23 protein-coding genes are annotated in these 26,549 nt (G+C 70.9%); 9 read left to right on the top strand and 14 right to left on the bottom strand.

Going from position 1 to position 26,549, the window contains the following annotated elements; genetic code table 11:
• Positions 1 to 601 precede the first annotated feature (601 nt).
• A complete protein-coding gene (trpS, locus tag ACYVO6_RS06635; protein WP_461058246.1) occupies positions 602 to 1,600 on the top strand; it encodes a tryptophan--tRNA ligase in 999 nt (332 codons plus the stop codon).
• Between the two features lie 70 nt (positions 1,601 to 1,670).
• Here the strand turns inward: trpS and proC are convergent, their stop codons facing one another.
• The 5 genes from proC to ACYVO6_RS06660 all read right to left on the bottom strand — a co-directional run bounded on the left by proC (position 1,671) and on the right by ACYVO6_RS06660 (position 6,114).
• The gene (gene proC / locus ACYVO6_RS06640) at positions 1,671 to 2,483 is read right to left on the bottom strand and encodes a pyrroline-5-carboxylate reductase (RefSeq protein ID WP_461058248.1); all 813 of its coding nucleotides are present in this window, start codon (positions 2,481 to 2,483) and stop codon (positions 1,671 to 1,673) included.
• A gap of 267 nt (positions 2,484 to 2,750) precedes the next feature.
• Positions 2,751 to 3,542, bottom strand: coding sequence for an ABC transporter permease (locus tag ACYVO6_RS06645; RefSeq protein WP_461058250.1), 792 nt, complete (start codon positions 3,540 to 3,542; stop codon positions 2,751 to 2,753).
• A complete protein-coding gene (locus ACYVO6_RS06650; RefSeq protein WP_461058252.1) occupies positions 3,539 to 4,339 on the bottom strand; it encodes an ABC transporter ATP-binding protein in 801 nt (266 codons plus the stop codon). The genes ACYVO6_RS06645 and ACYVO6_RS06650 overlap by 4 nt, the downstream gene beginning before the upstream one ends.
• Before the next feature lie 282 nt (positions 4,340 to 4,621).
• Entirely contained in the window at positions 4,622 to 5,401 is a 780-nt protein-coding gene (locus tag ACYVO6_RS06655) for a class I SAM-dependent methyltransferase (RefSeq protein WP_461058254.1), read from the bottom strand.
• 221 nt (positions 5,402 to 5,622) lie between these two features.
• Entirely contained in the window at positions 5,623 to 6,114 is a 492-nt protein-coding gene (locus ACYVO6_RS06660) for an EamA/RhaT family transporter (RefSeq protein WP_461058256.1), read from the bottom strand.
• 125 nt (positions 6,115 to 6,239) lie between these two features.
• Here ACYVO6_RS06660 and ACYVO6_RS06665 point away from each other — a divergent pair, with 125 nt between their 5' ends.
• Complete coding sequence (locus ACYVO6_RS06665) at positions 6,240 to 8,474, top strand: serine/threonine-protein kinase (RefSeq protein ID WP_461058258.1); 2,235 nt, start codon at positions 6,240 to 6,242, stop codon at positions 8,472 to 8,474.
• A gap of 86 nt (positions 8,475 to 8,560) precedes the next feature.
• Here ACYVO6_RS06665 and ACYVO6_RS06670 read toward each other — a convergent pair whose 3' ends face one another.
• The 5 genes from ACYVO6_RS06670 to ACYVO6_RS06690 all read right to left on the bottom strand — a co-directional run bounded on the left by ACYVO6_RS06670 (position 8,561) and on the right by ACYVO6_RS06690 (position 13,610).
• Positions 8,561 to 8,893 carry an SH3 domain-containing protein gene (locus tag ACYVO6_RS06670; protein WP_461058260.1) on the bottom strand — a complete coding sequence of 111 codons (333 nt, stop codon included), beginning with the start codon at positions 8,891 to 8,893 and terminating at the stop codon, positions 8,561 to 8,563.
• Between the two features lie 144 nt (positions 8,894 to 9,037).
• Complete coding sequence (ilvD, locus tag ACYVO6_RS06675) at positions 9,038 to 10,891, bottom strand: dihydroxy-acid dehydratase (RefSeq protein ID WP_461058262.1); 1,854 nt, start codon at positions 10,889 to 10,891, stop codon at positions 9,038 to 9,040.
• A gap of 147 nt (positions 10,892 to 11,038) precedes the next feature.
• A complete protein-coding gene (locus tag ACYVO6_RS06680) occupies positions 11,039 to 11,653 on the bottom strand; it encodes a TetR/AcrR family transcriptional regulator (protein ID WP_461058264.1) in 615 nt (204 codons plus the stop codon).
• Positions 11,650 to 12,474: a sugar phosphate isomerase/epimerase family protein gene (locus ACYVO6_RS06685; protein ID WP_461058266.1), complete on the bottom strand. Its 825-nt coding sequence runs from the start codon at positions 12,472 to 12,474 to the stop codon at positions 11,650 to 11,652. Before ACYVO6_RS06685 ends, ACYVO6_RS06680 begins: the two co-directional genes overlap by 4 nt.
• 203 nt (positions 12,475 to 12,677) lie before the next feature.
• Positions 12,678 to 13,610, bottom strand: coding sequence for a Ppx/GppA family phosphatase (locus tag ACYVO6_RS06690; RefSeq protein ID WP_461058268.1), 933 nt, complete (start codon positions 13,608 to 13,610; stop codon positions 12,678 to 12,680).
• A 71-nt stretch (positions 13,611 to 13,681) separates the two neighbouring features.
• On the opposite strand from ACYVO6_RS06690, the gene ACYVO6_RS06695 reads away from it, so the two are divergent.
• Positions 13,682 to 14,599 (top strand): hypothetical protein, encoded by a 918-nt coding sequence (locus ACYVO6_RS06695; RefSeq protein WP_461058270.1) that lies wholly within the window; start codon positions 13,682 to 13,684, stop codon positions 14,597 to 14,599.
• Between the two features lie 34 nt (positions 14,600 to 14,633).
• Here the strand turns inward: ACYVO6_RS06695 and ACYVO6_RS06700 are convergent, their stop codons facing one another.
• Positions 14,634 to 16,361 (bottom strand): BACON domain-containing protein, encoded by a 1,728-nt coding sequence (locus ACYVO6_RS06700; protein ID WP_461059298.1) that lies wholly within the window; start codon positions 16,359 to 16,361, stop codon positions 14,634 to 14,636.
• A 232-nt stretch (positions 16,362 to 16,593) separates the two neighbouring features.
• On the opposite strand from ACYVO6_RS06700, the gene radA reads away from it, so the two are divergent.
• Positions 16,594 to 18,003, top strand: coding sequence for a DNA repair protein RadA (gene radA / locus ACYVO6_RS06705; RefSeq protein WP_461058272.1), 1,410 nt, complete (start codon positions 16,594 to 16,596; stop codon positions 18,001 to 18,003).
• 81 nt (positions 18,004 to 18,084) lie between these two features.
• Entirely contained in the window at positions 18,085 to 19,209 is a 1,125-nt protein-coding gene (gene disA, locus ACYVO6_RS06710) for a DNA integrity scanning diadenylate cyclase DisA (protein WP_461058274.1), read from the top strand.
• Positions 19,210 to 19,570: 361 nt separating this feature from the next.
• On the opposite strand, the gene ACYVO6_RS06715 is transcribed toward disA, so the two are convergent.
• Positions 19,571 to 20,413, bottom strand: a complete 843-nt coding sequence (locus ACYVO6_RS06715) for a hypothetical protein (RefSeq protein ID WP_461058276.1) — start codon at positions 20,411 to 20,413, stop codon at positions 19,571 to 19,573.
• 177 nt (positions 20,414 to 20,590) lie between these two features.
• Between ACYVO6_RS06715 and ACYVO6_RS06720 the strand changes: the two genes are divergently transcribed.
• A complete protein-coding gene (locus ACYVO6_RS06720) occupies positions 20,591 to 21,184 on the top strand; it encodes a phosphatase PAP2 family protein (protein WP_461058278.1) in 594 nt (197 codons plus the stop codon).
• Positions 21,185 to 21,206: 22 nt separating this feature from the next.
• On the opposite strand, the gene ACYVO6_RS06725 is transcribed toward ACYVO6_RS06720, so the two are convergent.
• The gene (locus tag ACYVO6_RS06725; protein ID WP_189327606.1) at positions 21,207 to 21,866 is read right to left on the bottom strand and encodes a response regulator transcription factor; all 660 of its coding nucleotides are present in this window, start codon (positions 21,864 to 21,866) and stop codon (positions 21,207 to 21,209) included.
• Complete coding sequence (locus ACYVO6_RS06730) at positions 21,863 to 23,407, bottom strand: sensor histidine kinase (RefSeq protein WP_461058280.1); 1,545 nt, start codon at positions 23,405 to 23,407, stop codon at positions 21,863 to 21,865. Before ACYVO6_RS06730 ends, ACYVO6_RS06725 begins: the two co-directional genes overlap by 4 nt.
• A gap of 671 nt (positions 23,408 to 24,078) precedes the next feature.
• Between ACYVO6_RS06730 and ACYVO6_RS06735 the strand changes: the two genes are divergently transcribed.
• The 3 genes from ACYVO6_RS06735 (at position 24,079) to ACYVO6_RS06745 (ending at position 26,518) form a co-directional block, all read left to right on the top strand.
• Entirely contained in the window at positions 24,079 to 24,963 is an 885-nt protein-coding gene (locus ACYVO6_RS06735) for an HhH-GPD family protein (protein WP_461058282.1), read from the top strand.
• A 341-nt stretch (positions 24,964 to 25,304) separates the two neighbouring features.
• The gene (locus tag ACYVO6_RS06740; protein ID WP_461058284.1) at positions 25,305 to 25,871 is read left to right on the top strand and encodes a SigE family RNA polymerase sigma factor; all 567 of its coding nucleotides are present in this window, start codon (positions 25,305 to 25,307) and stop codon (positions 25,869 to 25,871) included.
• A complete protein-coding gene (locus tag ACYVO6_RS06745) occupies positions 25,859 to 26,518 on the top strand; it encodes a hypothetical protein (protein ID WP_461058286.1) in 660 nt (219 codons plus the stop codon). The genes ACYVO6_RS06740 and ACYVO6_RS06745 overlap by 13 nt, the downstream gene beginning before the upstream one ends.
• Positions 26,519 to 26,549: the final 31 nt, after the last annotated feature.

Genomic DNA, 26,549 nt, shown 5'->3' on the forward strand with positions numbered 1-26,549 from the left:
ATCTGGCGTTGATTTTTGGCACGCTGTTGAGTTCTCAAGGAACGGACGCTTCCTTTGTACTCACCCTCGCGGGCTTTCCTCCGGGCTTCCCTTCGGTCTTGCGTTTCCGACTCTACCAGACCCTTTCAGGCCCGATTCCCAGTCGAATGTGGGTTGTCTTCGCGGCCGTTCGGGCCGTTCCGACGAGTGAGACTTTAGCGGAATCTCCGGCCCCGAGCTAATCGGGGGTCACGCCCTTTCGAACGCGGATTCCTCATTCCGTAAACACGCATGAAAACGAGCCGACGACGGGTCGTCGATCGTTAGGTGCTTACTGCGGAATGGCTGTCCGGGGACCGACCGGAGTCGGCGCTCACGTCGGACAACTCGGAGAACAGTACGGAGCGGGTTGGGGCGTGTCAACTTGACGCCGGAGAGCACCCCCGAGGGGTAGTCTCGGGCGTATGACGACGCATGCGTGCACCCAGTTGTGGTGGGCCGCCTGAGGGCGGCCGTGCTCACGTATGTACTCAACGGCCGCCGCCTCGGCGGCCGTTCTCGTATCTCCCTCCTGGAGACCCCGGCCGGCGGGCAGCGGCGGTCCTGACCAGGAGGTGGAGAGATGACGCGGATCTTCAGTGGGGTCAAGCCGACGGGGCATCTGACGCTGGGGAACTACTTGGGGGCCGTACGGCGTTGGGCCGATGTCGATCAGCACCGAGCCGACGCGCTGTTCTGTGTCGTCGACCTGCATGCGCTGACCGTGGAGCACGCTCCAGGGCGGGTGCGCAGGCTCAGTCGGCAGGCGGCCACGCTGTTGCTGGCCTCGGGGCTCGATCCCAAGCTGTGCACCGTCTACGTACAGAGTCATGTGGATGAGCACGCGCGGCTGTCGTATCTGCTGGAGTGCGTCGCTTCGGACGGCGAGATGCGGCGGATGATCCAGTACAAGGAGAAGGCCGCGCGCGAGCGGACGCGGGGTGGGAGCGTACGGCTGTCGCTGCTGACGTATCCCGTGCTGATGGCGGCGGACATCCTGGCGTACGGGACGGATGAGGTGCCGGTCGGGGACGACCAGACGCAGCATGTGGAGCTGGCACGGGATCTGGCGGTGCGGTTCAACCAGCGGTACGGGCATACGTTCGTGGTGCCTCGGGCCACGCGTCCGGTGGTGGCGGCGCGGGTGATGAACCTGCAGGAGCCGACGTCGAAGATGGGGAAGTCCGAGGATGTCGGGCCGGGGATCGTCTATCTGCTCGACGAGCCGGATGTGATCCGGAAGAAGATCATGCGGGCGGTGACCGACAGCGGGCGAGACGTCGTGTACGACCGGGAGGGGCGGCCGGGGGTCTCGAATCTGCTGGAGATCCTCGCGGCCTGTGAAAGTGGGAACCCCGAAGGCCTGGCCGGTGTATATGAGTCGTACGGATCTTTGAAGAAGGACACCGCCGAGGCTGTGGTCGAGCTCCTCAGGCCCGTACAGGAGAGGCACAGGGAGTTGTGCGCGGATCCTGCGTATGTGGAGGGGGTGTTGCGGGATGGTGCGGAGAAGGCCAGAGAGATGGCGAGGCCGAGGGTGGACGCGGCGTACCGGGCGATCGGGTTGCTGCCGTCGGCGTGACCGCTGAGTCACTGTGCCCTTGGCGCCGGGTGTCTGGACGGGGGGCCAGCCCCGGCGCCGGGGGGCGGCGTCAGGTGTTGTTGCCTGATGCCAGTTCGCGGCCGCGGTCGCGGGCTGCCTCGATTGCGGCGATGAGGGCGGCTCGTACGCCGTGGTTCTCCAGTTCGCGGATGGCGTTGATCGTGGTGCCCGCGGGGGATGTGACGTTCTCGCGGAGTTTCACGGGGTGTTCGCCGCTGTCGCGGAGCATCACGGCGGCGCCGATCGCGGACTGGACGATGAGGTCGTGTGCCTTTTCGCGGGGCAGGCCGAGGAGGATGCCCGCGTCGGTCATGGCCTCGACCAGGTAGAAGAAGTACGCCGGTCCCGAGCCGGAGAGGGCGGTGCAGGCGTCCTGCTGGGACTCGGGAACGCGGAGCGTCTTGCCGACGGCGCCGAAGATCTCCTCGGCGTGGGCGAGGTGCTCGGCGGTGGCGTGGCTGCCGGCGGAGATGACGGACATGGCCTCGTCGACGAGGGCAGGGGTGTTCGTCATGACACGGACGACGGGGGTGCCCTGGGCGAGGCGCTCCTCGAAGAAGGAGGTGGGGATGCCCGCTGCGCCGCTGATGACCAGGCGGTCGGCGGGGACGTGTGGGGCCAGTTCGACGAGGAGGGTACCCATGTCCTGGGGCTTCACCGTGAGGATCAGGGTGTCGGCGGTCTTGGCTGCCTCGGGGTTGGTGACCGGGGTGACGCCGTAGCGGGTGCGGAGCTCTTCGGCTCGCTCCGGGCGGCGTGCGGTGACCAGGAGGTCGGCGGGGGACCAGCCGGCTCGGATCATTCCGCTGAGCAGGGCTTCGCCGATCTTGCCGGTGCCGAGCACTGCGACTTTCTGGGTCATGTTCGGTTGCCCTCCGGGCGGGGGTGCGTCGTCCAGGGCCCATCCTCGCATCGGGCTCGCGGAGTGGGCCGCCGTGTCCGCTGGGCGGGATGGATGGCGAACCGAGGCGGGCGCTGAGCGGCCTTGCCGCAGGCCGGTGCGGTACGCGCCCCGAGAGGGCCGCAGGCCCCCAGGGGCGCGGGGCTGTGACACATATGCGGCTCCGCCGCGTGGGCGTGACCAGCCACGACGGACCCGCAGCTTCGAACCGCATTTCCAGCGGAGCGCTTACGCCGTGCGGCGGCGGAGGGTGGCGGCGCCGAGGGTGAGGACCAGGAGGGCGCAGGCGGCGACGATCAGGACGTCGCGGATGAAGTCGGCGGTGACGTCGGTGTGCATGAGGACTTCGTTCATGCCGTCGACGGCGTACGACATGGGGAGGACGTTGGAGATGCCTTCGAGGACGGGGTGCATGTTGGGACGGGGAGTGAAGAGGCCGCAGAGCAGGAGCTGGGGGAAGATCACCGCCGGCATGAACTGCACGGCCTGGAATTCCGAGGAGGCGAAGGCCGAGACGAAGAGGCCGAGGGCCGTTCCGAGGAGTGCGTCGAGGAGAGCCACGAGCAGGAGAAGCCAGGTCGAGCCCGTGACGTCGAGACCCAGGGCCCAGACGGCGAGACCGGTGGCGAGGGCGGACTGGACGATGGCGAGGGCGCCGAAGGCCAGGGCGTAGCCCGCGATGAGGTCGGCCTTGCCGAGGGGCATGGCGAGGAGGCGTTCCAGGGTGCCGGAGGTGCGTTCGCGGAGGGTGGCGATGGAGGTCACCAGGAACATCGTGATCAGCGGGAAGATGCCGAGGAGGGAGGCGCCGATGTTGTCGAAGGTGCGCTGGCTGCCGTCGAAGACGTAGCGCAGCAGGAACAGCATCACGCACGGGATGAGGATCATCAGCGCGATGGTGCGCGGGTCGTGGCGGAGTTGGCGCAGGACCCGGGCCGCGGTGGCGGTGGTGCGGGAGGCGTTCAGCGCACTCGTCGGGGCGGGCGCCATCGTCGTACGCGTACTCGTGGTCGTGCTCATCGCGTCGTCTCCTTCTTGCGGCCCGCCGCGACCGCCTCGTCCACCAGGTGCAGGAAGGCCGCCTCGACCGTCTCGGAGTCGGTGCGGTGGCGCAGGGCGTCGGGGGTGTCGTCGGCGAGGATCTCGCCCTCGCGCATGAGGAGGAGGCGGTGGCAGCGCTCGGCCTCGTCCATGACATGGGAGGAGATCAGGAGGGTGGCGCCGCGCTCTGCGGCGATGGAGTGGAAGAGGTTCCACAGGTCACGGCGGAGGACGGGGTCCAGGCCGACCGTGGGCTCGTCGAGGACCAGGAGTTCGGGGGTGCCGAGGAGGGCCACGGCCAGGGAGACGCGGCTGCGCTGGCCGCCGGAGAGGTTGCCGGCCAGGGCGTCGGCGTGGCTGGTGAGGTCGACGTCGGCGATGGCGTGGGTGACGTTCTCGTGCCGTCGCTCGGCGGAGGCGCGGCCGGGGTCCAGGATCGCGGCGAAGTAGTCGAGGTTCTGGCGGATCGTCAGGTCGTCGTAGACGGAGGGGGCTTGGGTGACGTAGCCGATGCGGGTGCGGAGGGTGGGGTGGCCGGCGGGGCGGTCGAGGACGTCGAGGGCGCCGGTGACCTTGGCCTGGGTGCCGACGATCGCGCGCATCAAGGTCGACTTGCCGCAGCCGGAGGGGCCGAGGAGGCCGGTGACCTGGCCGCGCGGAACGGTGAAGTCGAGGTCGCGGAGTACTTGGCGGGTGCCGCGTACGACGTTCAGGGCCTCGGCTCGGATGGCGGGGTTGTCGGGGGGTTCGGACCGAACGGAAGAGTAATTCATCATGTGATGAATAATGCTCCGGTGAGGGTACGGCGTCAAGCGCCGCGGGGGGGGCGCGGGGTGGGGCGAGAGACGGCTGGGTGGGTCGGGTACCCCGGGCGGCGGGGCCGACTGCATCCTGCGGGGAGGTGATTGCGCGCGGGGTCGTGAGGGTGTACATGCCAGGCACGCAGTTCGCCCGCCCTGCCTGGCTCGGCGCTGCGCTGGTGTCCGAGGCCGTATGGGGAGGGCGAGCGTGAGGAGGGGCCGATGACGCTCGGTGGTCGTGGTGGGGCGAGGGGGTGTTCAGGAGGTGATGGCGACCAGCAGCTCTACGTCGTAGACCTCCTGCACAATCCCGTCCGGGAAGACGGCCAGCAGGCGGACCCGCTCCTCGGTAAGAAAGGCGCAGCTGTACTCCTCGCCCCGGACCAGGAAGGCCGAGTGGCTGCCGATGTTGGCCAGGTGCGTGTCGACCGGGACGCGGCGGCTCCAGCGGACCCGGCGGTGCGCGAAGTCGAGGCGCCCGGAGGGGTCGGCCACGCCGGAGTCGCTCGCGTCTTTCTTCCAACGGGCGGCGTCTGCGTCGAAGCGCTGCTGGATCCGCAGCTGCTGCTCGCCGATCCACGGCACGTCGAGGGCGCTGGTGTTCCACCACAGCGCGAGCGCGCCGCCCGGGCGCAGGACGCGGAGCGTCTCTGGGACCGAGCGGGCCGGGTCGGTCCAGTGCCAGGACTGGGCGTAGGTGAGGAAGTCGAGGGAGGCGTCGGTGAAGGGGAGGGTGTTGCCGTTGCCGCGGATGATCGGGAGGTCGGGGAGGGCGCGGCGGAACTGGGCCGCCATGCCGTCGCCGGGCTCTACGGCGACGACGTCGGCGCCGCGGGCGTGCAGCAGGGCGGTCGCTATGCCGGTGCCGGCGCCGATGTCCGCGACGCGGGAGCCGGTGAGGGGGTGGCCGGCCAGGTCTTCGATCGCGTCGAAGAGGGCGGGCGGGTAGGAGGGGCGGTTGGCGGCGTACTGGGCCGCGGCGGCGTTGAAGGAGTGGGCTCGGGTGGGTGTGGGGAGTGGCGGGGGCGTCGTGGGCATAGGGCCATGGTGGCCGGAGGTAGGTGCAGCTGACAGTGAGTTTTCGGTGAGAGATGGAGGGGGCGGTGGCTGGTCGGCGAAAGCTGCGGGCCCTCCGTTGCTGGGTGCTACCCCACTCTCGGCTTCGCTCGAGGGGGACCCCCATCGCGGCGGAGCCGCATGTGTCACAGCTTCGCGCCCCTGAACGGTCGCGGTACCGCGCCGGACTTCGGCGAACCTGCTCAGGAGCGGCGGCGTTTCTTCGTTGGGTTGCCCGTGCGGCGGGTGGTGCGTTTCTCGTGCTGCTTGCGGGCCGTCTCGTATTCCTCACGGTGGAGTTTTTCGCCCGGGGCCTCGGTGAGGGAGCGGAAGAAGTACGCGAGGAGCGAGCCGACGAACCCGATGGCCATCAGGCCCCGCAGGCGCGCCTGCGTCTCCGGGTCGGCCCGCTCGCGGAACCCCTCCCAGGTGCGGCGGAAGGCGATCGCGCTGCACACCGCGAACATTACGACGACGAGCAGGTTCACCAGTCCGCCGACGGCCGCGATCTGCAGCCCTTCGTGGGCGAGCCGCAGCACCAGGCTCGCGGCAGCGGCCGCCGCGAGCGCCCCGACGGCGACCCCGGCGCGGCGCGCCGCGTATCCACCGTCGTGCTGCACCCAGGTCGTGCCGAAGAAGCGGAGGGGTTCGGGCTGAGGGCCCGCGGGGACGCCGGGCCCGGTTTCGTCGCTCATGGGCCGATTATCGTCCCCGCAGCTGGATGTCGAGCCGTCCTCCGACCCGGGCGATGGCCCTGCCGACCGATGGGGACGCTAGTTTGGGTGGGCACGATGTGACGTACGGGGAAGGTGGAGCGGCTGTGCATCTCCGCGCAGGAGATCCGGAGGAGATCGGCGGCTACCCGCTGGAGGCGCGCCTGGGCGCGGGCGGGATGGGCACGGTCTTCCTGTCGCGTACGGCATCGGGCCGACCGATCGCGATCAAGCTGATCCATCAGCAGTTCGCGGGCGACGAGGAGTTCAGGACCCGCTTCCGGCAGGAGGTGTCGGCTGCCCGGCGGGTCAGCGGTGTCTTCACCGCCGCCGTGGTGGACGCGGACGTCGAGAGCCACCACCCGTGGATGGCCACGGCGTACATCTCGGGCCCCACACTGGCCCAACGCATCAGTGCGGACGGTCTGCTGGGCGGAGCCGAGCTGCGCACGCTCGCCATCGGGCTGACCGAGGCACTGCGCGACATCCACCGCGCCGGGGTGGTGCACCGCGACCTCAAGCCGTCCAACGTCGTGCTGTCGCCGGAGGGACCACGCGTCATCGACTTCGGCATCTCGCGCGCCGCCGACCACCAGACGCTGACCATGACGGGCCGGGTCATCGGCACTCCCCCGTACATGTCGCCCGAGCAGTTGCAGGCGCCGCGGGAGGTCGGCCCCGAGTCGGACGTGTTCTCGCTGGGCACGCTGCTGGTCTACGCGGCGACCGGGCAGGGCCCCTTCGACGCCGACAGCCCGTACATGACGGCGTATCAGGTCGTGCACGAGGCGCCGGCGCTGGACCGGGTGCCCGACGCACTGCGCGCGCTCGTCGAGCCCTGTCTCGCCAAGGAGCCGAAGAACCGCCCCTCCGCCGACGAGTTCCTGAAGCAACTGCGTACCCTCCCGAAGGACTTGGGGCAGCCGGAGTCAGAGGGCCTCGCCGGGCCAGGCACGGATACGGACACCCGGCTGCTCTCCGCGCGTCCCAAGGAGCCCACGAAGGACCCCGCGGATCCTGCGGGCGCCCGCGATGGCGGTCCCCTCGTCGGCCGTACGCTGCGCCGCCGCTGGCGCACCGTCGTCGCGTGCGCCGCGGCGGTGGCCGCCATTGCGGGCGGGGCCGCTGTGCTGCAGTCCGGCACCGGGACGACGGCGGGGCAGGACACCGTCCCCGACGGCGACCGCCGGACCGTCAGCGCGTCCGACGCCCAGTTGCCCGACGGGTTCCGGCCGTGGCAGGTGACGGTGCGCGGCGGACGGAACATCCCCGACGAGATGCGCTGTGCGGCGCGGGGCGACTCCGTGTACTGCGGGGGCGGCGGGGTCGTCGCCACGCGGATCAATATCGCGGACGGCACCCGGGTGTGGAGCCGTACGAATCCCGGGGTGCCCGTGCACAACATGCACTTCGTCGGCGTTTCCGGGGACACCGTGCTCGGTTACCGCACCGGGGACGACGGCGGCGCGGAGGAGGTGGTCGCCCTGACCGCCGCGGACGGCGAGGAGCTGTGGTCGGCGCCGCTGGGGAGCGACGCGACCGCTCTCGTCGGGCAGCCCGCCGAGGCCGTGCTGCTGGGCTTCTCGGTGTACGCGGCCGACGCGTCCGAATCCCGGTTGGTGGCCCGCGAAGCCGCCACCGGGAAGACGCAGTGGAGGACGCCCTTCCCGGCCGGTTCCACGTGCACGCCGCTGGTCGCGGGCGAGCGCGTCTACGCGGTGTGCGCCCAGCGGTCCGAGGTCGACGCGCTCGAGGTGACCAACAAGTCCTTCCATACGGTCGACGTCGCGACGGGACGGCTGGGGAAGGCCATGCGGGTCACGGGCGACGTGCTGCCGCTGGGCGGCGCGGCCGACGGCTCACTCGTCCTGCTGGAGGAGCACCGCACGGGCGTCGCAACCGACGGGTTCTCCAAGGTGATACGCCTCGATCCGCGGACCGGCCGGGTCACGTCCGCGGCGCTGCCGAGCCGGTACTCCGGCGCGGTTCCGGGGCTGGCCGGAAACAGCGTCTACTTCTCCGGGACCGCGGGTCTGATCACCGCGGTGGCCCCGGCGACCGGCAAGGAGGTCTGGGCCCGCCAGACGGGCGTGGAGGCCGCGTCCGGTCCGACGGCCTCCGGCGGCGTCCTGCACTTCAGCTCGGCCAGCGGGCGCGTGACCGCCCTCGATCCCGACGACGGCCGCGTCCTGTGGACGTCGGACCCGCAGGGGGCGGGCGGCGGTCTCGCCGACTCCATGACCAGCGGGCGCGTCGTGTTCTCCGGGCGGGCGCTGATCGGGACGGCGAGCGGCAACACGGTGTTCGGCTTCGACGTGCGGAAGCCACCGAGGGCGGGGTGACGCCCCGGCGGCCCCCCACAGCCGAACGGCCGAGCGTCCGGTGTCAGCAGCGCGGCGGTCCCGTGTCAGCAGCGCGGCGTCCGGTGTCAGCAGCGCGGCGCGACGTAGCCACTGCTTCCGGTCCGGACATAGGTGTCGCTGACGTAGCGGCCGCTGCCTACGCGGTCCCAGATGTTGGAGGTCCCCAGCGGGCCCGTGATGTTCTGACCCGGGGTCTGGCAGTAGATGGTGACCCTGGTTCCGGCTGACAGGCGCCCCACGATGGCGTACGAGGTGCTGGGACCGGAGCGCACGTTCACATCGGCGACCACGGTATAGGTGGCCGCTGCCGTCGCCGTGGCGGACAACTCCTCGGTGCCCGTCTCCCCCGCGGTGCCTGCCTGACTCTCGGTTCCTATCCCGGCGAGCTGCTCACTCATTCTGTTCTCCCCCGTTTGCGGACGATACGCGGAGACGTACCGTCACTTGGCATGCTCTGCACACATAAGACGCCCCTCGCAGCGGCACAGTTGCGCTGCGAGGGGCGTCTTTTTACCTACGTCTTACGAGGGGCGTACGGGACGTCAGCCCAGCATCGAAACGTCCCGCACCGCGCCCTTGTCCGCGCTCGTCGCCATCGCGGCGTACGCGCGGAGGGCGGCCGAGACCTTGCGGTCGCGGGCGGCGGGGGCGTAGACACCGTTCAGGGCGGCGCGGCGGGTTGCCAACTCCTCCTCCGGGACGAGGAGGTCGATCGAGCGGTTCGGGATGTCGATGCGGATGCGGTCGCCGTCCTGGACCAGGGCGATCGTGCCGCCGGACGCCGCCTCCGGGGAGGCGTGGCCGATCGACAGGCCCGAGGTGCCGCCGGAGAAGCGGCCGTCGGTGATGAGGGCGCAGGCCTTGCCGAGGCCGCGGCCCTTGAGGAAGGACGTGGGGTAGAGCATCTCCTGCATGCCGGGGCCGCCCTTGGGGCCCTCGTAGCGGATGACCACCACGTCCCCTTCGCGCACCTGCTTGGCGAGGATCTTCTCGACGGCCTCCTCCTGCGACTCGCAGACCACCGCCGGACCCTCGAAGGTCCAGATCGACTCGTCGACGCCGGCCGTCTTCACGACACAGCCGTCCACGGCGAGGTTGCCCTTGAGGACGGCCAGGCCGCCGTCCTTCGAGTACGCGTGGGCGACATCGCGGATGCAGCCGTTCGCCGCGTCCGTGTCGAGTTCCTCCCAGCGCTCGGACTGGGAGAAGGCCTCGGCGGAACGCTTGCAGCCGGGGGCCGCGTGCCACAGCTCCATGGCCTCCTCCGAGGCCGAGCCGCTGCGGATGTCCCACGCGTCCAGCCACTCCTTGATGGAAGGGCTGTGGACGGTGTGGACGTCCTCGTTCAGCAGTCCGCCGCGGTAGAGCTCGCCGAGGATCGCGGGGATGCCGCCGGCGCGGTGCACGTCCTCCATGTAGTACGTCCGCGTCGCCGCGACGTTGGGCGCGACCTTCGCCAGGCAGGGGACGCGGCGGGAGACGGCGTCGATGTCGTTCAGGTCGTAGCCGGCCTCGGCCTCCTGGGCGGCGGCCAGCAGGTGCAGGATCGTGTTGGTGGAGCCGCCCATGGCGATGTCGAGGGCCATGGCGTTCTCGAAGGCCGCGTGGGTGGCGATGGCGCGCGGGAGGACGGAGGCGTCGTCCTCGTCGTAGTAGCGCTTGGTCAGCTCGACGACGGTGGCGCCTGCCCGCTCGTACAGCTCCTTGCGGGCCGTGTGCGTGGCCAGGACCGAGCCGTTGCCGGGGAGGGACAGGCCGATGGCCTCGGTCAGGCAGTTCATGGAGTTGGCGGTGAACATGCCGGAGCAGGAACCGCAGGTCGGACAGGCGTTCTCCTCGATACGGAGGATGTCCTCGTCCGAGACCTTGTCGTTGACCGCGTCGGAGATCGCGTCGATCAGGTCGAGCGTACGGACCGTGCCGTCGACCAGCGTCGCGCGGCCGGACTCCATGGGGCCGCCAGAGACGAAGACCGTCGGGATGTTCAGGCGCAGGGCTGCCATGAGCATGCCAGGGGTGATCTTGTCGCAGTTGGAGATGCAGATCAGGGCGTCGGCGCAGTGGGCCTCCACCATGTACTCGACGCTGTCCGCGATCAGGTCGCGGGACGGCAGGGAGTACAGCATGCCGCCGTGGCCCATCGCGATGCCGTCGTCGACGGCGATCGTGTTGAACTCGCGCGGGATGCCGCCGGCGGCCGTGATGGCCTCGCTCACGATCCGGCCGACCGGCTGGAGGTGCGTGTGGCCGGGCACGAACTCGGTGAAGGAGTTGGCGACCGCGATGATCGGCTTCCGGCCGATGTCCGCGCCCGGTACACCGGAGGCGCGCATAAGGGCGCGTGCGCCCGCCATATTGCGGCCGTGGGTGACTGTGCGGGACCTCAGCTCGGGCATCGTCGCTCGCTCCTTCGGAGAGTTCTGGCAGGTTTCGAGCGTACGCCGGTGCTCCAGGTTCCCGACGCCTCGTCCGGAATACGGGATACGTGTCTCGGTCGGCGGCCGGGGTGAGGGGGCTCCGGAAGCCGTACCGCGAGGGCTCGTTCACGGCCCCGTCAGATGCCCCTGAACCACCGGCGCGATCCGCGCGATGACCTGTTCCGGGTCCGCCGACGCCAGTGGCTCGATCTTGATCACGTACCGCATCATCGCGACCCCCACGAGCTGGGCGGCCGCGAGTTCGGTGCGCAGTTCCGCGTCCGGGACGTCGAGCCGGCCGGCGATGCGGCGCATCAGCTGCGCGGCGACGAGGCGGCGGAAGACGGCGGCCGCGGTCTCGTTGTTCACCGCCGATCGGACGATCGCGAGGAGCGGCGTCCGGGTCACCGGGTTCTCCCAGAGGCCGAAGATGACGCGGGTCATGCGCTCACCGACCTCGTCGAGGGAACCCTCGAGCACTACGTCCCGCACCTTCAGGGCGGGCGCGAAGGCGACCTCCACGGCCGCCTCGAAGACCTGCTCCTTGGTGCCGAAGTAGTGGTGCACGAGGGCGGAGTCCACACCCGCCGCCTTGGCGATGGCGCGTACGGAGGTCTTGTCGTAGCCACGCTCGGAGAACTCCTCGCGGGCCGCCGTCAGGATGCGGTCACGTGTCGCGGGGGCGTCCCCCGACTGCGTACGGGAGGGCCGTCCGCGGCGTCGGGGAGCCGTGTCGGTCATGAGCCGGCGACCCGCAGCGCCGAGGCGAGGTGGAGCCGGGTGAAGGCCAGGGCCTCGGCGAGGTCGGCCTCGCGTTCGGCGCTGGACATGGCCCGGCGGGTGTTGACCTCGATGACGACATGGCCGTCGAAGCCGCTCAGGGCGAGCCGCCCCAGGAGCTCGGCGCAGGGCTGGTGGCCGCGCCCCGGGACAAGGTGCTCGTCCTTCGCCGAGCCCCGGCCGTCGGCCAGGTGGACGTGGCCGAGGCGGTCGCCCATGCGGTCGACCATCTGCATGGCATCGCTGCGGGCCGTGGATGCGTGGCTCAGGTCGATCGTGAAGTGCCGGTAGTCGTCCTTCGTCACGTCCCAGTCGGGGGCGTACGCGAGCATCTCGCGGTCGCGGTAGCGCCAGGGGTACATGTTCTCGACGGCGAACCGTACGTCCGTCTCGTTGGCCATCCGCCAGATCCCGGTGACGAAGTCGCGGGCGTACTGGCGCTGCCAGCGGAACGGCGGATGCACGACGACCGTGGAGGCGCCCAGCTTCTCGGCGGCGGACCGGGCGCGCTGGAGCTTGACCCAGGGGTCGGTGGACCAGACGCGCTGGGTGATGAGCAGGCACGGGGCGTGGACGGCCAGAATCGGGATCTGGTGGTAGTCGCTGAGCCTGCGCAGCGCCTCGATGTCCTGGCTGACCGGGTCGGTCCACACCATGACCTCGACCCCGTCGTACCCGAGGCGCGCGGCGATCTCGAAGGCCGTCGCTGTCGACTCCGGATAGACAGAGGCCGTCGACAGCGCGACCTTCGCATCCGGGATGCGGACCACTGGTTCTGCCACGAGGGACAGAGTACGGGGTGCCTCCGGCGGTTGTGCGGGGGCGGCTCGCCTTAGCCGAAGGGTGCCGGTTTCTTGTCGCTGGGTTCGCCTAATCGCCGTTGGGGTTTGCGCCGCGGGTGCGTGCGGGTTCGTTGTGGCTTGTCGCGCAGTTCCCCGCGCCCCTGTCGGGGCCCCGGCCCCTTCGGGACCAAGGGCCCCTCCTCCTACGCCGAAGCCATGTGATCCAGGCGCCGGAGGATCACTCCCTCCCTCAGTGCCCACGGGCAGATCTCCAGCGTCTCCACGCCGAACAAGTCCATCGCGGCCTCTGCCACCAGGGCGCCTGCCGGGAGTTGGCCTGCTCGGCCCTCGGAGACACCTGGGAGTTCGGCGCGTTGGTCTGTGGTCATGGTGGCCAGCTGGGGGACCCAGTCCTCCAGGGACCTGCGTTTGAGTTCGCGTTGTACGTAGAGGCCGTCTGCCGAGCGGGCGGCTCCCGCGATGCGGGCCAGCTGGCGGAACGTCTTGGAGGTGGCGACCACGTGGTCGGGGGAGCCGAAGCGGCTGAACTCGCCGACCGTGCGGGCGATCTGGGCGCGTACATGCCGACGCAGCGCCTTGACGTCCGCGGGGTCCGGTGGATCGCCGGGCAGCCAGGCGGCCGTCAGGCGTCCCGCGCCGAGCGGCAGTGACACCGCCGCGTCGGGTTCCTCGTCGATGCCGTACGCGATCTCCAGGGAGCCGCCGCCGATATCGATGACCAGCAGCTTTCCGGCCGACCAGCCGAACCAGCGGCGGGCGGCGAGGAAGGTGAGCCGGGCCTCCTCCGCGCCGGTGAGGACCTGTAGTTCGACGCCCGTCTCGGCGCGTACCCGGTCCAGTACGTCGTCGGCGTTGCTCGCCTCGCGCACGGCGGAGGTCGCGAACGTCAGGAGGTCCTCGACGCCCTTGTCCTCGGCCGCGTCGAGCGCCTCCCGGACGACGGAGATCAGTTTGTCGACGCCCTCGGGGCCGATCGACCCGTTCTCGTCGAGGAGTTGGGCGAGCCGCAGCTCCGCCTTGTGCGAATGCGCGGGCAACGGGCGCGCGCCAGGGTGTGCATCCACCACCAGCAGATGCACCGTGTTCGAACCCACGTCGAGGACACCGAGTCTCATGTACGAACGCTACTGCGAGCCGGCCCCCCTGCTGGTCCCCGGAGTGGTTCCCAGCGACTTACCCTGGACACGTGCCAAAGACGAAAAAGGCGAAGACCGACAAATCGGCAGGCTCGGCCACCTCAGCCAAGGGTTCTTCGCAGGCGAAGGCGCCCGGCAAGACCAAGAAGTCCCCGAAGCAGTCTCCGAAGAACTCATCCAAGAACTTCCCGAAGAAGGCCGCTGTCCCGGCGTCCGAGCCGGACGAGAAGGGGCTCGACTTCGCGCGGGCGTGGGTGGAGTTCCCGGATCCGGCCGACGACGAGCAGGTGTTCCGCTGCGATCTGACCTGGCTGACCTCTCGCTGGAACTGCATCTTCGGCAGCGGCTGCCAGGGCATCCAGGCGGGTCGCGCGGACGACGGGTGCTGCACGCTCGGCGCCCATTTCTCGGACGAGGACGACGAGAAGCGCGTAGCAGGGCATGTGGCGAGACTCACGCCGGAGATCTGGCAGAACCACGACGTCGGCATGGAGACCGGCTGGGTCTCGAAGGACGAGGAGGGCTCCCGGCAGACCCGCCCGTACCAGGGCTCGTGCATCTTCCAGAACCGCCCCGGCTTCCAGGGCGGCGCCGGCTGCTCGCTGCACATCCTGGCGCTGAAGGAAGGCCGCGAGCCCCTGGAGACCAAGCCGGACGTCTGCTGGCAGCTGCCCGTGCGACGGACGTACGACTGGATAGACCGGCCCGACGACACGCGCGTACTCCAGATCTCGATAGGCGAGTACGACCGCCGCGGCTGGGGCCCGGGCGGCCACGACCTGCACTGGTGGTGCACGTCGGCGACGTCCGCGCACGGCTCGGGCGAACCGGTGTACGTCACATACCGGCCCGAGCTCATCGAGATGATGGGCAAGGCCGCGTACGACCGGCTGGTGGAGCTGTGCGAGGAGCGGCTGGCGTCCCAGCTGCCGCTGGTGGCACCGCATCCGGCGGATCCGGTTGGCTGACGGGGGTTGTGGGGCGTACCGCGTCCCCTGGGGGCTAGCTTTCCGAAGGGCTCGGGGTGCTGCCGTCGCTCGGTGGCGGGGGCGAGTCCGTGGGTTCCGTGGGGGCCGGGTCCGGCTCGGACGGGGGCGGGCTGGTGGGCGTGGGCTCGGGGGCCGAGGGGGTCGAGTCGCTTGGCGTGGGGCCGGGGGCGGACGGCGCGGGAGCGCTCGGGGTCGCGTCCGGAGCAGGGGCCAGGTGTGACGGGCCCGCCGTTCCGTAGCCGCCGATGAAGACCACCGCGCTCGCGGGTGCGATCGACACCCGCGCGCTCCAGGGGCCGTTCGGCTCGCGGAGATGATCGACGTACACCTTGATCGTCAACGACTCGCCGGGCCGCAGCGTTCCCGACGACTGGCTCAGATAGAGCCAGGAGGCGCCGGTGCGCGCGGACCAGTGGACCGGTGAACTGCCGGATGCCCTCAAGGTGATCAGCGTCGTGTCGCCGCTGGAATCGGCCTCTACGGAGAGGCCACTTTTCTGCTCGCCGGTGACCTGGACGGAGACAGGGACTTCGGACGAACGTTTTCCCTCGCCGGTTCCCCCACTGAGCTGCGCGTCCGGCTTCGCGCTGGCGCTGCCCGCGTTCTCGTAGTCGCCCGCGTGCTCGCCGCCGAGTGCGTCGGGGCCGTGCGCCTCGCTCGCGGTGATCGGACGGCCCGGCGAGCCCTCTCCGGTGAGGGGGGCGCCGCGGTAGGCCACCCACAGGGCGAGTACGGGAGCCGCCACGACGGTGGCGACGACCGTCGTCGTGATGGCACGCGCGCGCAGGCGGTTACGGCGGGCCGCGTCGTCCTTGGGGTCCAGCGGGAAGCCGCGCCGGTCGAAGCGCGGAGTGCCGCCCCGCGCGCGTGGGGCATGCGCCATCGCCATGTGGAGGGCGGCGCGTGGGGCTTCGAGTACGGGGAGCTCGGCGGGCGTGACGTTGGTGCCGGGCCAGGAGCCGGGGATCGCGCGCTCGGCGGTACGGCGGCAGCGCGGACAGTCGTCGACGTGCCGGACCAGTTCGCGGCGCAGGGGCGTGCTGAGGACCAGCCTGTCGCCGGTGAGCCGGGCGACGGCCGGGCAGGCGCCGGTCTCGACGACGGCGAGGGCCGCGCGGGTGCGCTCGACCTCGCAGGCGGCGGCGGCGAGGAGTTCGCGGGCGGCGAGCAGGTCCATGCCGAGGACGGCGGCGACCTCGCGGACGGCGAGCTGGTGCCGTATGGCGAGTTCGAGCGCTTCGCGCTGCTCGGGCGTGGTTCCGGCGGCTTCCGGCCAGGCGAGCAGGGTGAGTTCGCGACGGCGACGGTCTTCTTCGGCGTCCGGCGCGCGCGTCCCACGACGTTTCTGCCGGACGGGCTTGGCCTGCCGGAACTGGCGATTGGGCTGCCGGCTGTTGCCCTGCCGGTTGTCGCCCTGCCGGTCCTTGTCCGTGGCCTCGGCGAGCTTGCGCAGGCAGGCCCAGCGGGCGAGGGCGTACAGCCAGGCCCTGCGCTCGTCGGATGCCTGCACGCCGCGCGGGCCACGGCGCTCGGCGAGCGCGAGGGCGTCACCGAGGGCGGCGACCGCGGCGTCGTGGTCGCAGAGCACTGAAAGGCAGTACGTGAACAGGCCGTCCAGATACGGCTCGTAGCGCGGGGGCGGGCACTGCGCCGACGTACGGACCGCCGCCCGGTCGGGTGCGGCACGGGGCGCCCGGCTCGCGCCGGTGGTGTGCATGGTGGTTTCCGGACTGCGGCTCATCACGCGAGCGACCGTAGGCGCCGGGCGGCGACCCCTTCTCCCTGCGTGAGCACTTTTAATCCATACGGGTGAAACGATCCCCCATAAGGGTACAGGAACCTTCAATTCCGCTGCGCGTTCCGGATCGGTTGCGGCCGGTTTGCGAAGGGTGCCCTGATCTTGGCGACGGGGCCGGAAGCACGTGGTGGTGGGCGGGGACGGCGTTGTCAGTGGTGGCGGTTACGGTTCGTGCATGGCTGCCCGTACGAAGACCGCGAAGGACCGGCCGTCCTACCGCTGCACCGAATGCGGCTGGCAGACGGCCAAGTGGCTCGGCCGCTGCCCCGAGTGCCAGGCCTGGGGGACGGTCGAGGAGTACGGCGCGCCCGCGGTCCGTACGACGGCACCCGGCCGGGTCACGACGTCCGCGGTGCCCATCGGCCAGGTCGACGGCCGCCAGGCGACCGCCCGCCCCACCGGCGTACCGGAGCTGGACCGGGTGCTCGGCGGCGGACTGGTGCCGGGCGCGGTCGTGCTCGTCGCGGGCGAGCCGGGCGTCGGCAAGTCCACACTGCTGCTGGACGTGGCGGCCAAGTCGGCAAGTGACGAACATCGCACGCTCTACATCACCGGCGAGGAGTCCGCGAGCCAGGTCCGCCTGCGGGCCGACCGCATCAAGGCGATCGACGACCACCTGTATCTCGCCGCGGAGACCGATCTGGCCGCCGTCCTCGGCCACTTGGACGCGGTGAAGCCGTCCCTCCTGATCCTCGACTCCGTACAGACCGTGGCCTCTCCGGAGATCGACGGCGCCCCCGGAGGCATGTCCCAGGTCCGCGAGGTGGCCGGCGCCCTGATCCGCGTCTCCAAGGAGCGCGGCATGTCCACACTCCTTGTGGGCCATGTCACCAAGGACGGCGCCATCGCGGGCCCCCGCCTCCTGGAGCACCTCGTGGACGTCGTCCTGAGCTTCGAGGGCGACCGGCACGCGCGCCTGAGGCTCGTACGAGGCGTCAAGAACAGATACGGCACGACGGACGAGGTCGGCTGCTTCGAGCTGCACGACGAGGGCATCACCGGACTCGCCGACCCCAGCGGCCTGTTCCTCACCCGCCGCGCCGAGCCGGTCCCCGGCACCTGCCTGACCGTCACCCTCGAAGGCCGCCGCCCCCTGGTCGCCGAGGTCCAGGCGCTCACCGTCGACTCGCAGATCCCCTCCCCCAGGCGTACGACCTCGGGCCTGGAGACCTCCCGCGTCTCGATGATGCTCGCCGTCCTGGAGCAGCGCGGCCGGATCAGCGCCCTGGGAAAGCGGGACATCTACTCCGCGACGGTCGGCGGCGTGAAGCTCTCCGAGCCGGCCGCGGACCTGGCGATCGCCCTCGCCCTGGCCTCCGCCGCGAGCGACACCCCGCTCCCCAAGAACCTCGTGGCGATCGGCGAAGTGGGCCTCGCGGGCGAGGTCAGACGGGTCACGGGCGTCCAGCGCAGACTCGCCGAAGCCCACCGTCTGGGCTTCACGCATGCGCTCGTACCGGGCGATCCCGGCAAGATCCCTCCCGGTATGAAGGTCCTGGAAGTGGCCGACATGGGGGACGCTCTGCGGGTGCTTCCGAGGTCGCGTCGTCGAGAGGCCCCACGGGACGAGGAGGAGCGCCGGTAGACTTTGCCCAGGTCTCGACCGTCCGTACGAACGAAGTATGCGAAACGGGAGCGCCCCAGAACCTGCGACCGGAGGAGTGCAGTGGCAGCCAATGACCGGGCGGCAGCTCCCGGAAAGTCCGGTGGGAGCTCCGGTGCCGATGGGCTGATGCGCGCCTCGCTGAGCGCCGTGGCACCCGGCACGGGTCTCCGCGACGGCCTGGAGCGGATTCTCCGCGGCAACACCGGCGGGCTCATCGTGCTCGGCTGGGACAAGACGGTCGAGTCGATGTGCACGGGCGGCTTCGTCCTGGACGTCGAGTTCACGGCGACCCGGCTGCGCGAGCTGTGCAAGCTCGACGGCGGCATCATTGTCGACAAGGACATCACCAAGATCCTGCGGGCGGGCGTACAGCTGGTACCCGACCCCACCATCCCCACCGAGGAGACGGGCACCCGGCACCGCACGGCCGACCGGGTCTCCAAGCAGGTCGGCTTCCCCGTCGTCTCCGTCTCCCAGTCCATGCGCCTGATCGCGCTGTACGTGGACGGACAGCGCCGCGTCCTGGAGGACTCGGCGGCGATCCTCTCCCGCGCCAACCAGGCCCTGGCCACCCTGGAGCGCTACAAGCTCCGCCTCGACGAGGTCGCGGGCACGCTGTCGGCGCTGGAGATCGAGGACCTGGTCACCGTCCGGGATGTCTCGGCGGTGGCCCAGCGTCTGGAGATGGTGCGCCGGATCGCCACGGAGATCGCCGAGTACGTGGTGGAGTTGGGCACGGACGGCCGCCTTCTCGCCCTCCAGCTGGACGAGTTGATCGCCGGCGTCGAGCCCGAGCGCGAGCTCGTCGTACGGGACTACGTTCCGGAGCCCACCGCCAAGCGCTCCCGCACGGTCGACGAGGCCCTCTCCGAACTCGACGCGCTCACCCACGCCGAGCTGCTCGAACTGCCCACGGTGGCACGGGCGTTGGGCTACACCGGCTCACCCGAGACGCTCGACTCCGCGGTGTCACCGCGCGGTTACCGGCTCCTCGCCAAGGTGCCGCGGCTGCCCGGCGCGATCATCGACCGCCTGGTCGAGCACTTCGGCGGCCTGCAGAAGCTACTCGCCGCGAGCGTCAACGACCTCCAAACGGTGGACGGCGTCGGCGAGGCGCGGGCACGGAGCGTTCGGGAGGGGCTTTCGCGGTTGGCGGAGTCGTCGATTCTGGAGCGGTACGTCTAGCCGACGGCTGGGCGGGGTGCCTACGGGGGTGGGGTGTTGGGTTCATGGGCGACCGCGGGTCCGTCGTGGCTGGTCGCGCCCACGCGGCGGAGCCGCAAATCGACACAGCCCCGCGCCCCTGAAAAGCCTGCGACTGTCCGCGCCCCGAAAGCACGCGCCCCGGAAGAGCCCGCACCCCCCACGTGCCCGCAGCCTGCCACCGGCGGGAGGGGCCGTGGGCCGGTGCGTCGTATGCCCGTCGCTTAGGTTCTGTCTCAGGCCACCCGCACCCTGTACCAGCAAAGGGCCGTACGCCCCGCCTGCGACGGGCTGACGCACCGGCCCACGGCCCCGACCCACCCACCGGACCCCAGGGGCGCCCCTAGTCCTTCTCCAGGACGAATGACGTCCGGGCCGTTGTCAGGCCCGGAGCCGTGGCCTCCACCAAGTACGTGCCCGCGCTTGCCGAACCCGCCGGGGGCGTCGCGCACTCGGGGGCGCTCGCCTTGCGGTTCCACTCCAGGTTGCGGGTGACGCTGTCGTTCGCCGGGATGCGGTACAGGACGCTGCCGGCGCCCGTCGGGCAGTCGGCCGAGGACCACAACTCGTCGTCGCCGCCCGCCTGAGTGATCGTCAGCACCGCTTCCTTCGGGCCGAGATCGAGCTTGCAGTCGGTGGCGGAGGAGTTCGTGACGATCAGCTCCAGCTCGGGCTGCTCGTCGGGGGAGTACGCGTTCTGGACGCTGCGCAGCGTCAACTGCACCGCTCCGGGCGTGCAGTTGGGAAGGCTCGACCCGGCAGGAACCGTATCCCCGGAGACACCGCCACCCCCGACGCCGGCCGAGCCACCACCGGTACCGCCCGCGCCACCGGAGGAGCCGTCCGCCCCACCGGAGCCCGCGGAGCCACCACCGGAGTCCTCGGACCCGTCGCTTCCTCCGCTCCCCCCACTGCCACCGCTCCCGCCAGTCTCGTCGCCCGACTCGTCGCGTCCGCCCGGGGCTTCGCTGATCGCGGGCCCCGAACTGGTGGGGCCGGGTGTGATGGAGGGCGCGGGGTTCTTGCCGTTGGTCCCGTTCGCGTCGTTGTTGCCGCCTCCGTCGCCGGAGGTGACGATCCAGGTGACCAGCAGCGCCAACAGCGCGGCCAGGGACAGCAGAACGGCCCTCCGACGCCAGTAGATGGAGGAGGGAAGCGGCCCGACAGGATTGCGCAGAGATCCCACGGCGCAAACCTTACGAGAGATCCGCGAGTTCGCTGTCCCCACCCGCCGCCCTGAGCCCCAACTTTTCCGGATCATCATCCTGGACAACGGCCAGGCCCACCCCTGTCTTTCGTCAGGTCGAGGTCCCGACGATCGCAGGATGTGACGACGAACGACCCTCGAATACCGTCCGTGACCATGGACGCCGACCTTTACCGAGAGATCACCGACGCCGCCCACGACACCCCGACGTGGCTACAGCACTTGGCCGAGTTATGGACGGAGGCCGGACTGCTGTTCTACGGCGTCCTCTTCGTCGTCGCCTGGTGGCGTCGGCGGCGGAGCGAACCGGGGGCTTTCGCGATTGCGGTCCTCGCGCCTCTGGCCACGGCCGTGGCGTACGTGTGCAGCGAACTGCTCAAGTCCGCTGTCGACGAGGAACGCCCGTGCCGAGCCGTCGCCGACGCGACCGCCCCACTCGTCGACTGCCCGCCGCACGGCGACTGGTCCTTCCCCAGCAACCACGCCACGATCGCGGGCGCCGCGACGGCAGCGCTCGCGCTGACCTGGCGGGGCATCCTGTGGCTGACGGCTCCGACGGCCCTGCTCATGGCCTTCTCCCGGGTGTTCGTCGGCGTGCACTACCCGCACGACACGGTGGCGGGCCTGGCCCTCGGCACGCTCGTCGCCTTCACCTTCGTACGCCTGACGACGCGTCCGGCGGCACGGGTGGCGGAGGCGATGCGGGGATCGGCGGCGGGGCCGGTGCGGTGGTTCGCGGGCCGAAGCTGAGGGGACGTCACTTGCTCGGCACTTACTCGGCCAAGCCCGCCTCATACGCCACGATCGCCGCCTGGACGCGGTTTCTGACCTCCAACCGGTCGAGAATCGCGCTCACATACGCCTTCACCGTGCCCTCCACGAGATGCAGGCGGGCGGCGATCTCGGGGTTCGAGAGGCCGGCTCCGAGCAGCCCGAGGACTTCGCGTTCGCGGGGAGTGAGCGACGCGACGCGATCACGGGCGGCTGCCTCGCGACTCAGCCGCCGCCCGGCGCCGAAACCGTCGATCACGTGCCGGGCCACCTTCGGCGAGAGGAACGCGGCCCCGTCGGCGACCGCCCGCACCCCCGCGACGAGTTCGTGCGGATCACCGGACTTCAACAGGAAACCCGTGGCACCGCCGCCCAGCGCCCGGGCCACGTACGCGTCCTCCGAGAAGGTCGTCAGGATCGCAACCGCCGTTCCGGGCACGGTCCGTACGATCTCCTCCGCGGCCGCGAGCCCGTCCAGGCGCGGCATCCGGATGTCGAGCAGCGCCACGTCGGGCCGGTGAGCCTGCGTCAGCGCGACAGCCTCGCGTCCGTCGGCGGCCTCCGCGACGACCTCGATGCCGCCCCCGCCTCCGGCGTCGAGGATCGCCTTCACACCGGCGCGGACCATGGCCTCGTCGTCGGCCAGCAGTACGCGGATCACCGCACCCACTCCTCCTTCTCCTCCTCAGGCACCTGTCCGGCCGAACTGCCTCTGGGGACCACGTCCTTGGCGACCAGCCGCCCCCTGTCGTCGAAGCACAGTCTGAAGTGTTCGACGGGGACGAAGAGTTCGCCGCTCGCGCGGTAGTAACGGCAGTCGGTCCCCTTCGGCGCGGCGGGGGCGCGTTCCACCGGTGGGTCGCTCACCGTGCGGTCGGGCAGTACGTGTTCGGCCTCGTCGAGCGGGGTTCCGAGGCGCAGTTCGGCGTAGTCGCCGGGCTTCAGGATCGAGTGCGTCTTCGTGTACGCGTACCAGGCGAAGGCTCCGCCGAGGAAAACGGCTCCAGCGGCGACGGCACCCGAGAACGCCAGGAGCACGCGGCGACGGTCATGCGCGGGCGGGCTCGGTGGGAAGTACGCGACGGCCTCCTCGCCCGGAACGATCGGCGCGGCAGGTACGTACGCCACGACCCGGAACCCCTCCCCGTACGGCCCCGCCTCGAACCGACCACCGACACCCTCGACCGCCGTCCGCAGCCCCAGCAACCCCGTACCCCCGGACGACGACGAACCCCCTTCCGTGGACGCCGCCCCGTTGACCACGCTCACCTCCGTACCGTCGGCCTCTCGCCGCACCGCGACGGTGACAGCCGCGCCGGGCGCGTGCCGGGCGGCGTTGGTCAGGGCCTCGCGTACGACCCGGTGGACGATCCGCTCGACGAGCGAGTACGCACCGGCCGGCCCCGTCCCCTCCCAGTGCACCCGGAGGCCCGACTCCGCCGCCCGCGCCACGAGTTCCTCGACACTCTCGTCGGCCGGGGTCAGCGGGGCCGGCTCGTCGTCCTCCTCCCTCAGCAGGCCGATGATGCGGTGGAGCCGTTCCGTGGCGTCGGAGGCGGCCTCGCGGAGGTCGGCGACGGCCGTGCGGTGGTGCTCCGCGAGGTCGGGGGCGAGTTGGAGGGCGCCGGCGCGCAGGGCGATCAGGCTCAGTTCGTGGCCGAGGGAGTCGTGCATGTCCTGGGCGATACGGGCCCGTTCGCGCAGTCGCGCCCGGTCCTCGGCGAACCGTTGCTCCCGCTCCAGTTGTTCGCGGCTCTGGCGCCAGTACCGGCCGCCGAGCCAGGGGAACACGACGCCGAAGAGCAACGTGCCGATGAGTACGGGGTATTGGGCCGCCGGGTCGACTCCTCGTACCGCGATCTGGAACGTGCCGAGGACGCCGACCGCGCCGAATGCCGTCAGTGCGGGGCGGGTTTGCTGTGCGTGCCGGCCGAGTAACAGGGCGAAGGCGGCGAGGGCTGGGCCGTACGAGAGGGTGAGCAGGGCGGGTTCCGAGGCGAGGCTGAGGGCTGCGGTTGCCGCGAAGGCCGTCAGCGGGCTTCTGCGCCGTATCGCTACGGCTGCGGCCAGGGTTGCGATGCCCGCGAGTTGCTCCGCCGGGGTACGGGGTTCGTTCAGGCCGATGCGGTCGACTGTGACGACCGGCACGGCCAGTGCCGCCCACAGCAGGGCGTCCGCGGCCCTCCTCCGACGACGTTCCATTTCCCCGACGCTACAAGCGGGCGGGCGGCTGCCGCCCCTGCCGATCGTCAGGGGTTCCGCCGCCGCGGGGGCTGGGCTGAAGGGTTTTTCTTCCCCAACCCCGCCCCTTCCCGAAACGGGGGGGGCTGCCGCCCCCGGGCCCCGCAGTCGGCCTGACGGCCTCGTCCTCAAGCGCCGGACGGGCTGGTTGTGCCTGGGCGGTGGGTGGGGCGCCTATCGGGGTGGGGCGTTGGGATCGTGTGCGGCTGCGGGTGCATTGTGGCTGGTCGCGCAGTTCCCCGCGCCCCTGAAGGGGCGCGTCCCTGGAGCCGCCAGCCATCATGTTCACCAGCCACCACGTGCCCGCAGCTTCCCACCGGCGGGAGGGGCCGTGGGCCGGTGCGTCGTATGCCCGTCGCTTAGGTTCGGTCTCAGGCCACCCGCACCGTGTACCAGCAAAGGGCCGTACGCCCGGCCTGCGACGGGCTGACGCACCGGCCCACGGCCCCGACCCACCCACCGGACCCCAAGGGGCGCGGGGAACGGCGCGACCAGCCACAACGCACCCGCAGCCGCCCAACCGCCGGAGGCACCCCGCGGGGAACGGCGCGACCAGCCACCCACAAACCCGCACAAGACAACGAACCCATTCCGCCCAACCGCCGGAGGCACGTGGCAGGATCGGTGCCGTCATGACTGCGCCCACCGAAACCCTCCACACCCCCGTAATCCACTGGTTCGAAGAACACGCCCGCGACCTCCCCTGGCGCCGCCCCGAAGCCGGCCCCTGGGGCGTCATGGTCAGCGAGTTCATGCTGCAACAGACGCCGGTCAACCGCGTGCTGCCGGTCTACGAGCAGTGGCTCAAACGCTGGCCCCGCCCCGCCGACCTCGCCAAGGAGTCCCCGGGCGAGGCCGTCAGGGCCTGGGGACGCCTCGGTTACCCACGGCGCGCACTGCGCCTGCACGGAGCCGCCACCGCCATAGCGGAGCGCCACGGCGGGGACGTACCCACGGATCACGCGAAGCTGCTCGCCCTGCCCGGCATCGGCGAGTACACAGCCGCCGCCGTGGCCTCGTTCGCGTACGGGCAGCGCCACGCAGTCCTCGACACGAACGTGCGCCGCGTGCTCGCGCGAGCCGTCACCGGCGTGCAGTACCCCCCGACCGCCACCACCGCCGCCGAACGCAAGCTCGCCCGCGCCCTGTTGCCCGAGGACGAGCACACGGCCTCGCGCTGGGCCGCCGCCTCCATGGAACTCGGCGCGCTGATCTGCACGGCGAAGAACGAGAGCTGCGTACGGTGTCCGATCGCGGCCCAGTGCGCCTGGCGCCTGGCCGGCAAACCCGCGTACGAGGGCCCGCCGCGCCGCGGCCAGACGTACGCGGGCACGGACCGCCAGGTGCGCGGCCGGCTCCTCGCGGTCCTGCGCGACACGCCCGGCCCGGTCCCGCAACCGGTCCTCGACCGCGTCTGGGACGAGCCCGTCCAACGCGCCCGCGCCCTGGACGGCCTGGTCGCCGACGGCCTGGTCGAACCCCTCCCCGGCGGCCTGTACCGACTCCCCCTCACCTGACGCGTACCACCTCTCCCCCCTCAATCGATCTCAGCCGACCCACAGGTTCCGCAAGGCGAATCACAGGTTCCCCTCAGCCCACTGACACACAACGCGGCAACACCCCCGGTAACCCCGGCAGGCAAATCACCTCATTCACACCCAATCCCCCGCGCCTCTTTACTCCCGCCCTACTTCCGTTACACAACCGACGGACAGCCGAGCGCTCGCCGCAGGCTCGCTCGGACAACCCCGTGACAAGCCCTCCGTAGCTTCATTGGCGTACCGCGAACCAGCGGCACACGAAGCGGAGTACAGCCGACAGCAGGCAGGTCGGAAACGGGGATCGGAGGCGGTTGGACATGGCGCACGGCGAGGTGCTCGAGTTCGAAGAGTACGTACGCATCAGGCAGGACGCGCTGCTGCGCAGTGCCCGCCGCTTGGTGCCGGACCCGGTCGACGCCCAGGACCTGCTCCAGACGGCGCTGGTCCGCACGTACGGCCGCTGGGACGGAATCGCGGACAAGCGCCTCGCGGACGCCTATCTGCGCCGCGTCATGATCAACACGCGTACGGAGTGGTGGCGGACCTGCAAGCTGGAGGAGGTCCCCACCGAGCAGCTGCCGGACGCGAGCGTGGACGACTCGACCGAGCAGCACGCGGACCGTGCGCTGTTGATGGACATCCTGAAGGTGCTGGCTCCGAAGCAGCGCAGTGTCGTGGTGCTGCGACACTGGGAGCAGATGTCCACGGAAGAGACAGCCGCCGCCCTCGGTATGTCGGCCGGAACGGTCAAGAGCACGCTGCACCGGGCCCTGGCCCGGCTCCGCGAGGAGCTGGAGAGCCGCGGCTATGAGGGGCGCGCGCTCGAACCGGGCAAGGCGGGCAGGGACAAGGCGGGTAAGGAGCGGGAGCGTTGCGCGGCCTAGGCACAGGCCCGGACACGGAGCCCTCACGGGCCCGTGGGGCGCTGAAGGCGGCGATCACGGCAGTGGCCGTGATCGCCGCCATCGGCCTGTTGGTATCCGCCTGCGGGACGGGTGGCACCGGCGCCCGGGACGAGGGCCCGGCCCGTTCCGACTCGGTGTCGGTGGGCGCCGCGACGCCCTCCGCCTCGCCCTCCACGGCCGCGCCGAGCGTGGACGCGGTCCGGCTCCTGCGGGCCGACCCGGAGGTCAGCGCGGCGGTCAAGCGCGATCTGCGGCCGTGCGTCGCCGACGAGTACCCGGTCGACGTCTCGTACGGCAAGCTGACGGGCGGGTCCGCGAACGACATCGTGGTCAACGTGCTGACCTGCGGCGACGCTGTCGGAGTCGGCTCGTATGTGTATCGCGAGCAGGGCGATGAGTACAAGAACGTCTTCAAGGCCGAGGAGCCTCCGGTCTACGCGGAGATCGACCGGGGCGACCTGATGGTCACCCAGCAGGTGTACGAGAAGGGCGACTCGGTGGCGCTCCCGTCCGGCGAGGAAGTGATCACGTACCGCTGGACCACGGACCGCTTCATAGAGCGGGACCGCCAGCACAACGACTACAGCAAGGTGGGCGGCGAGACGCCGACCCCGGCCGAGGACTGACCGACAACTGACTCTGACCGACAACTGACCG

It is taken from the genome of Streptomyces pseudoechinosporeus (assembly GCF_054783935.1).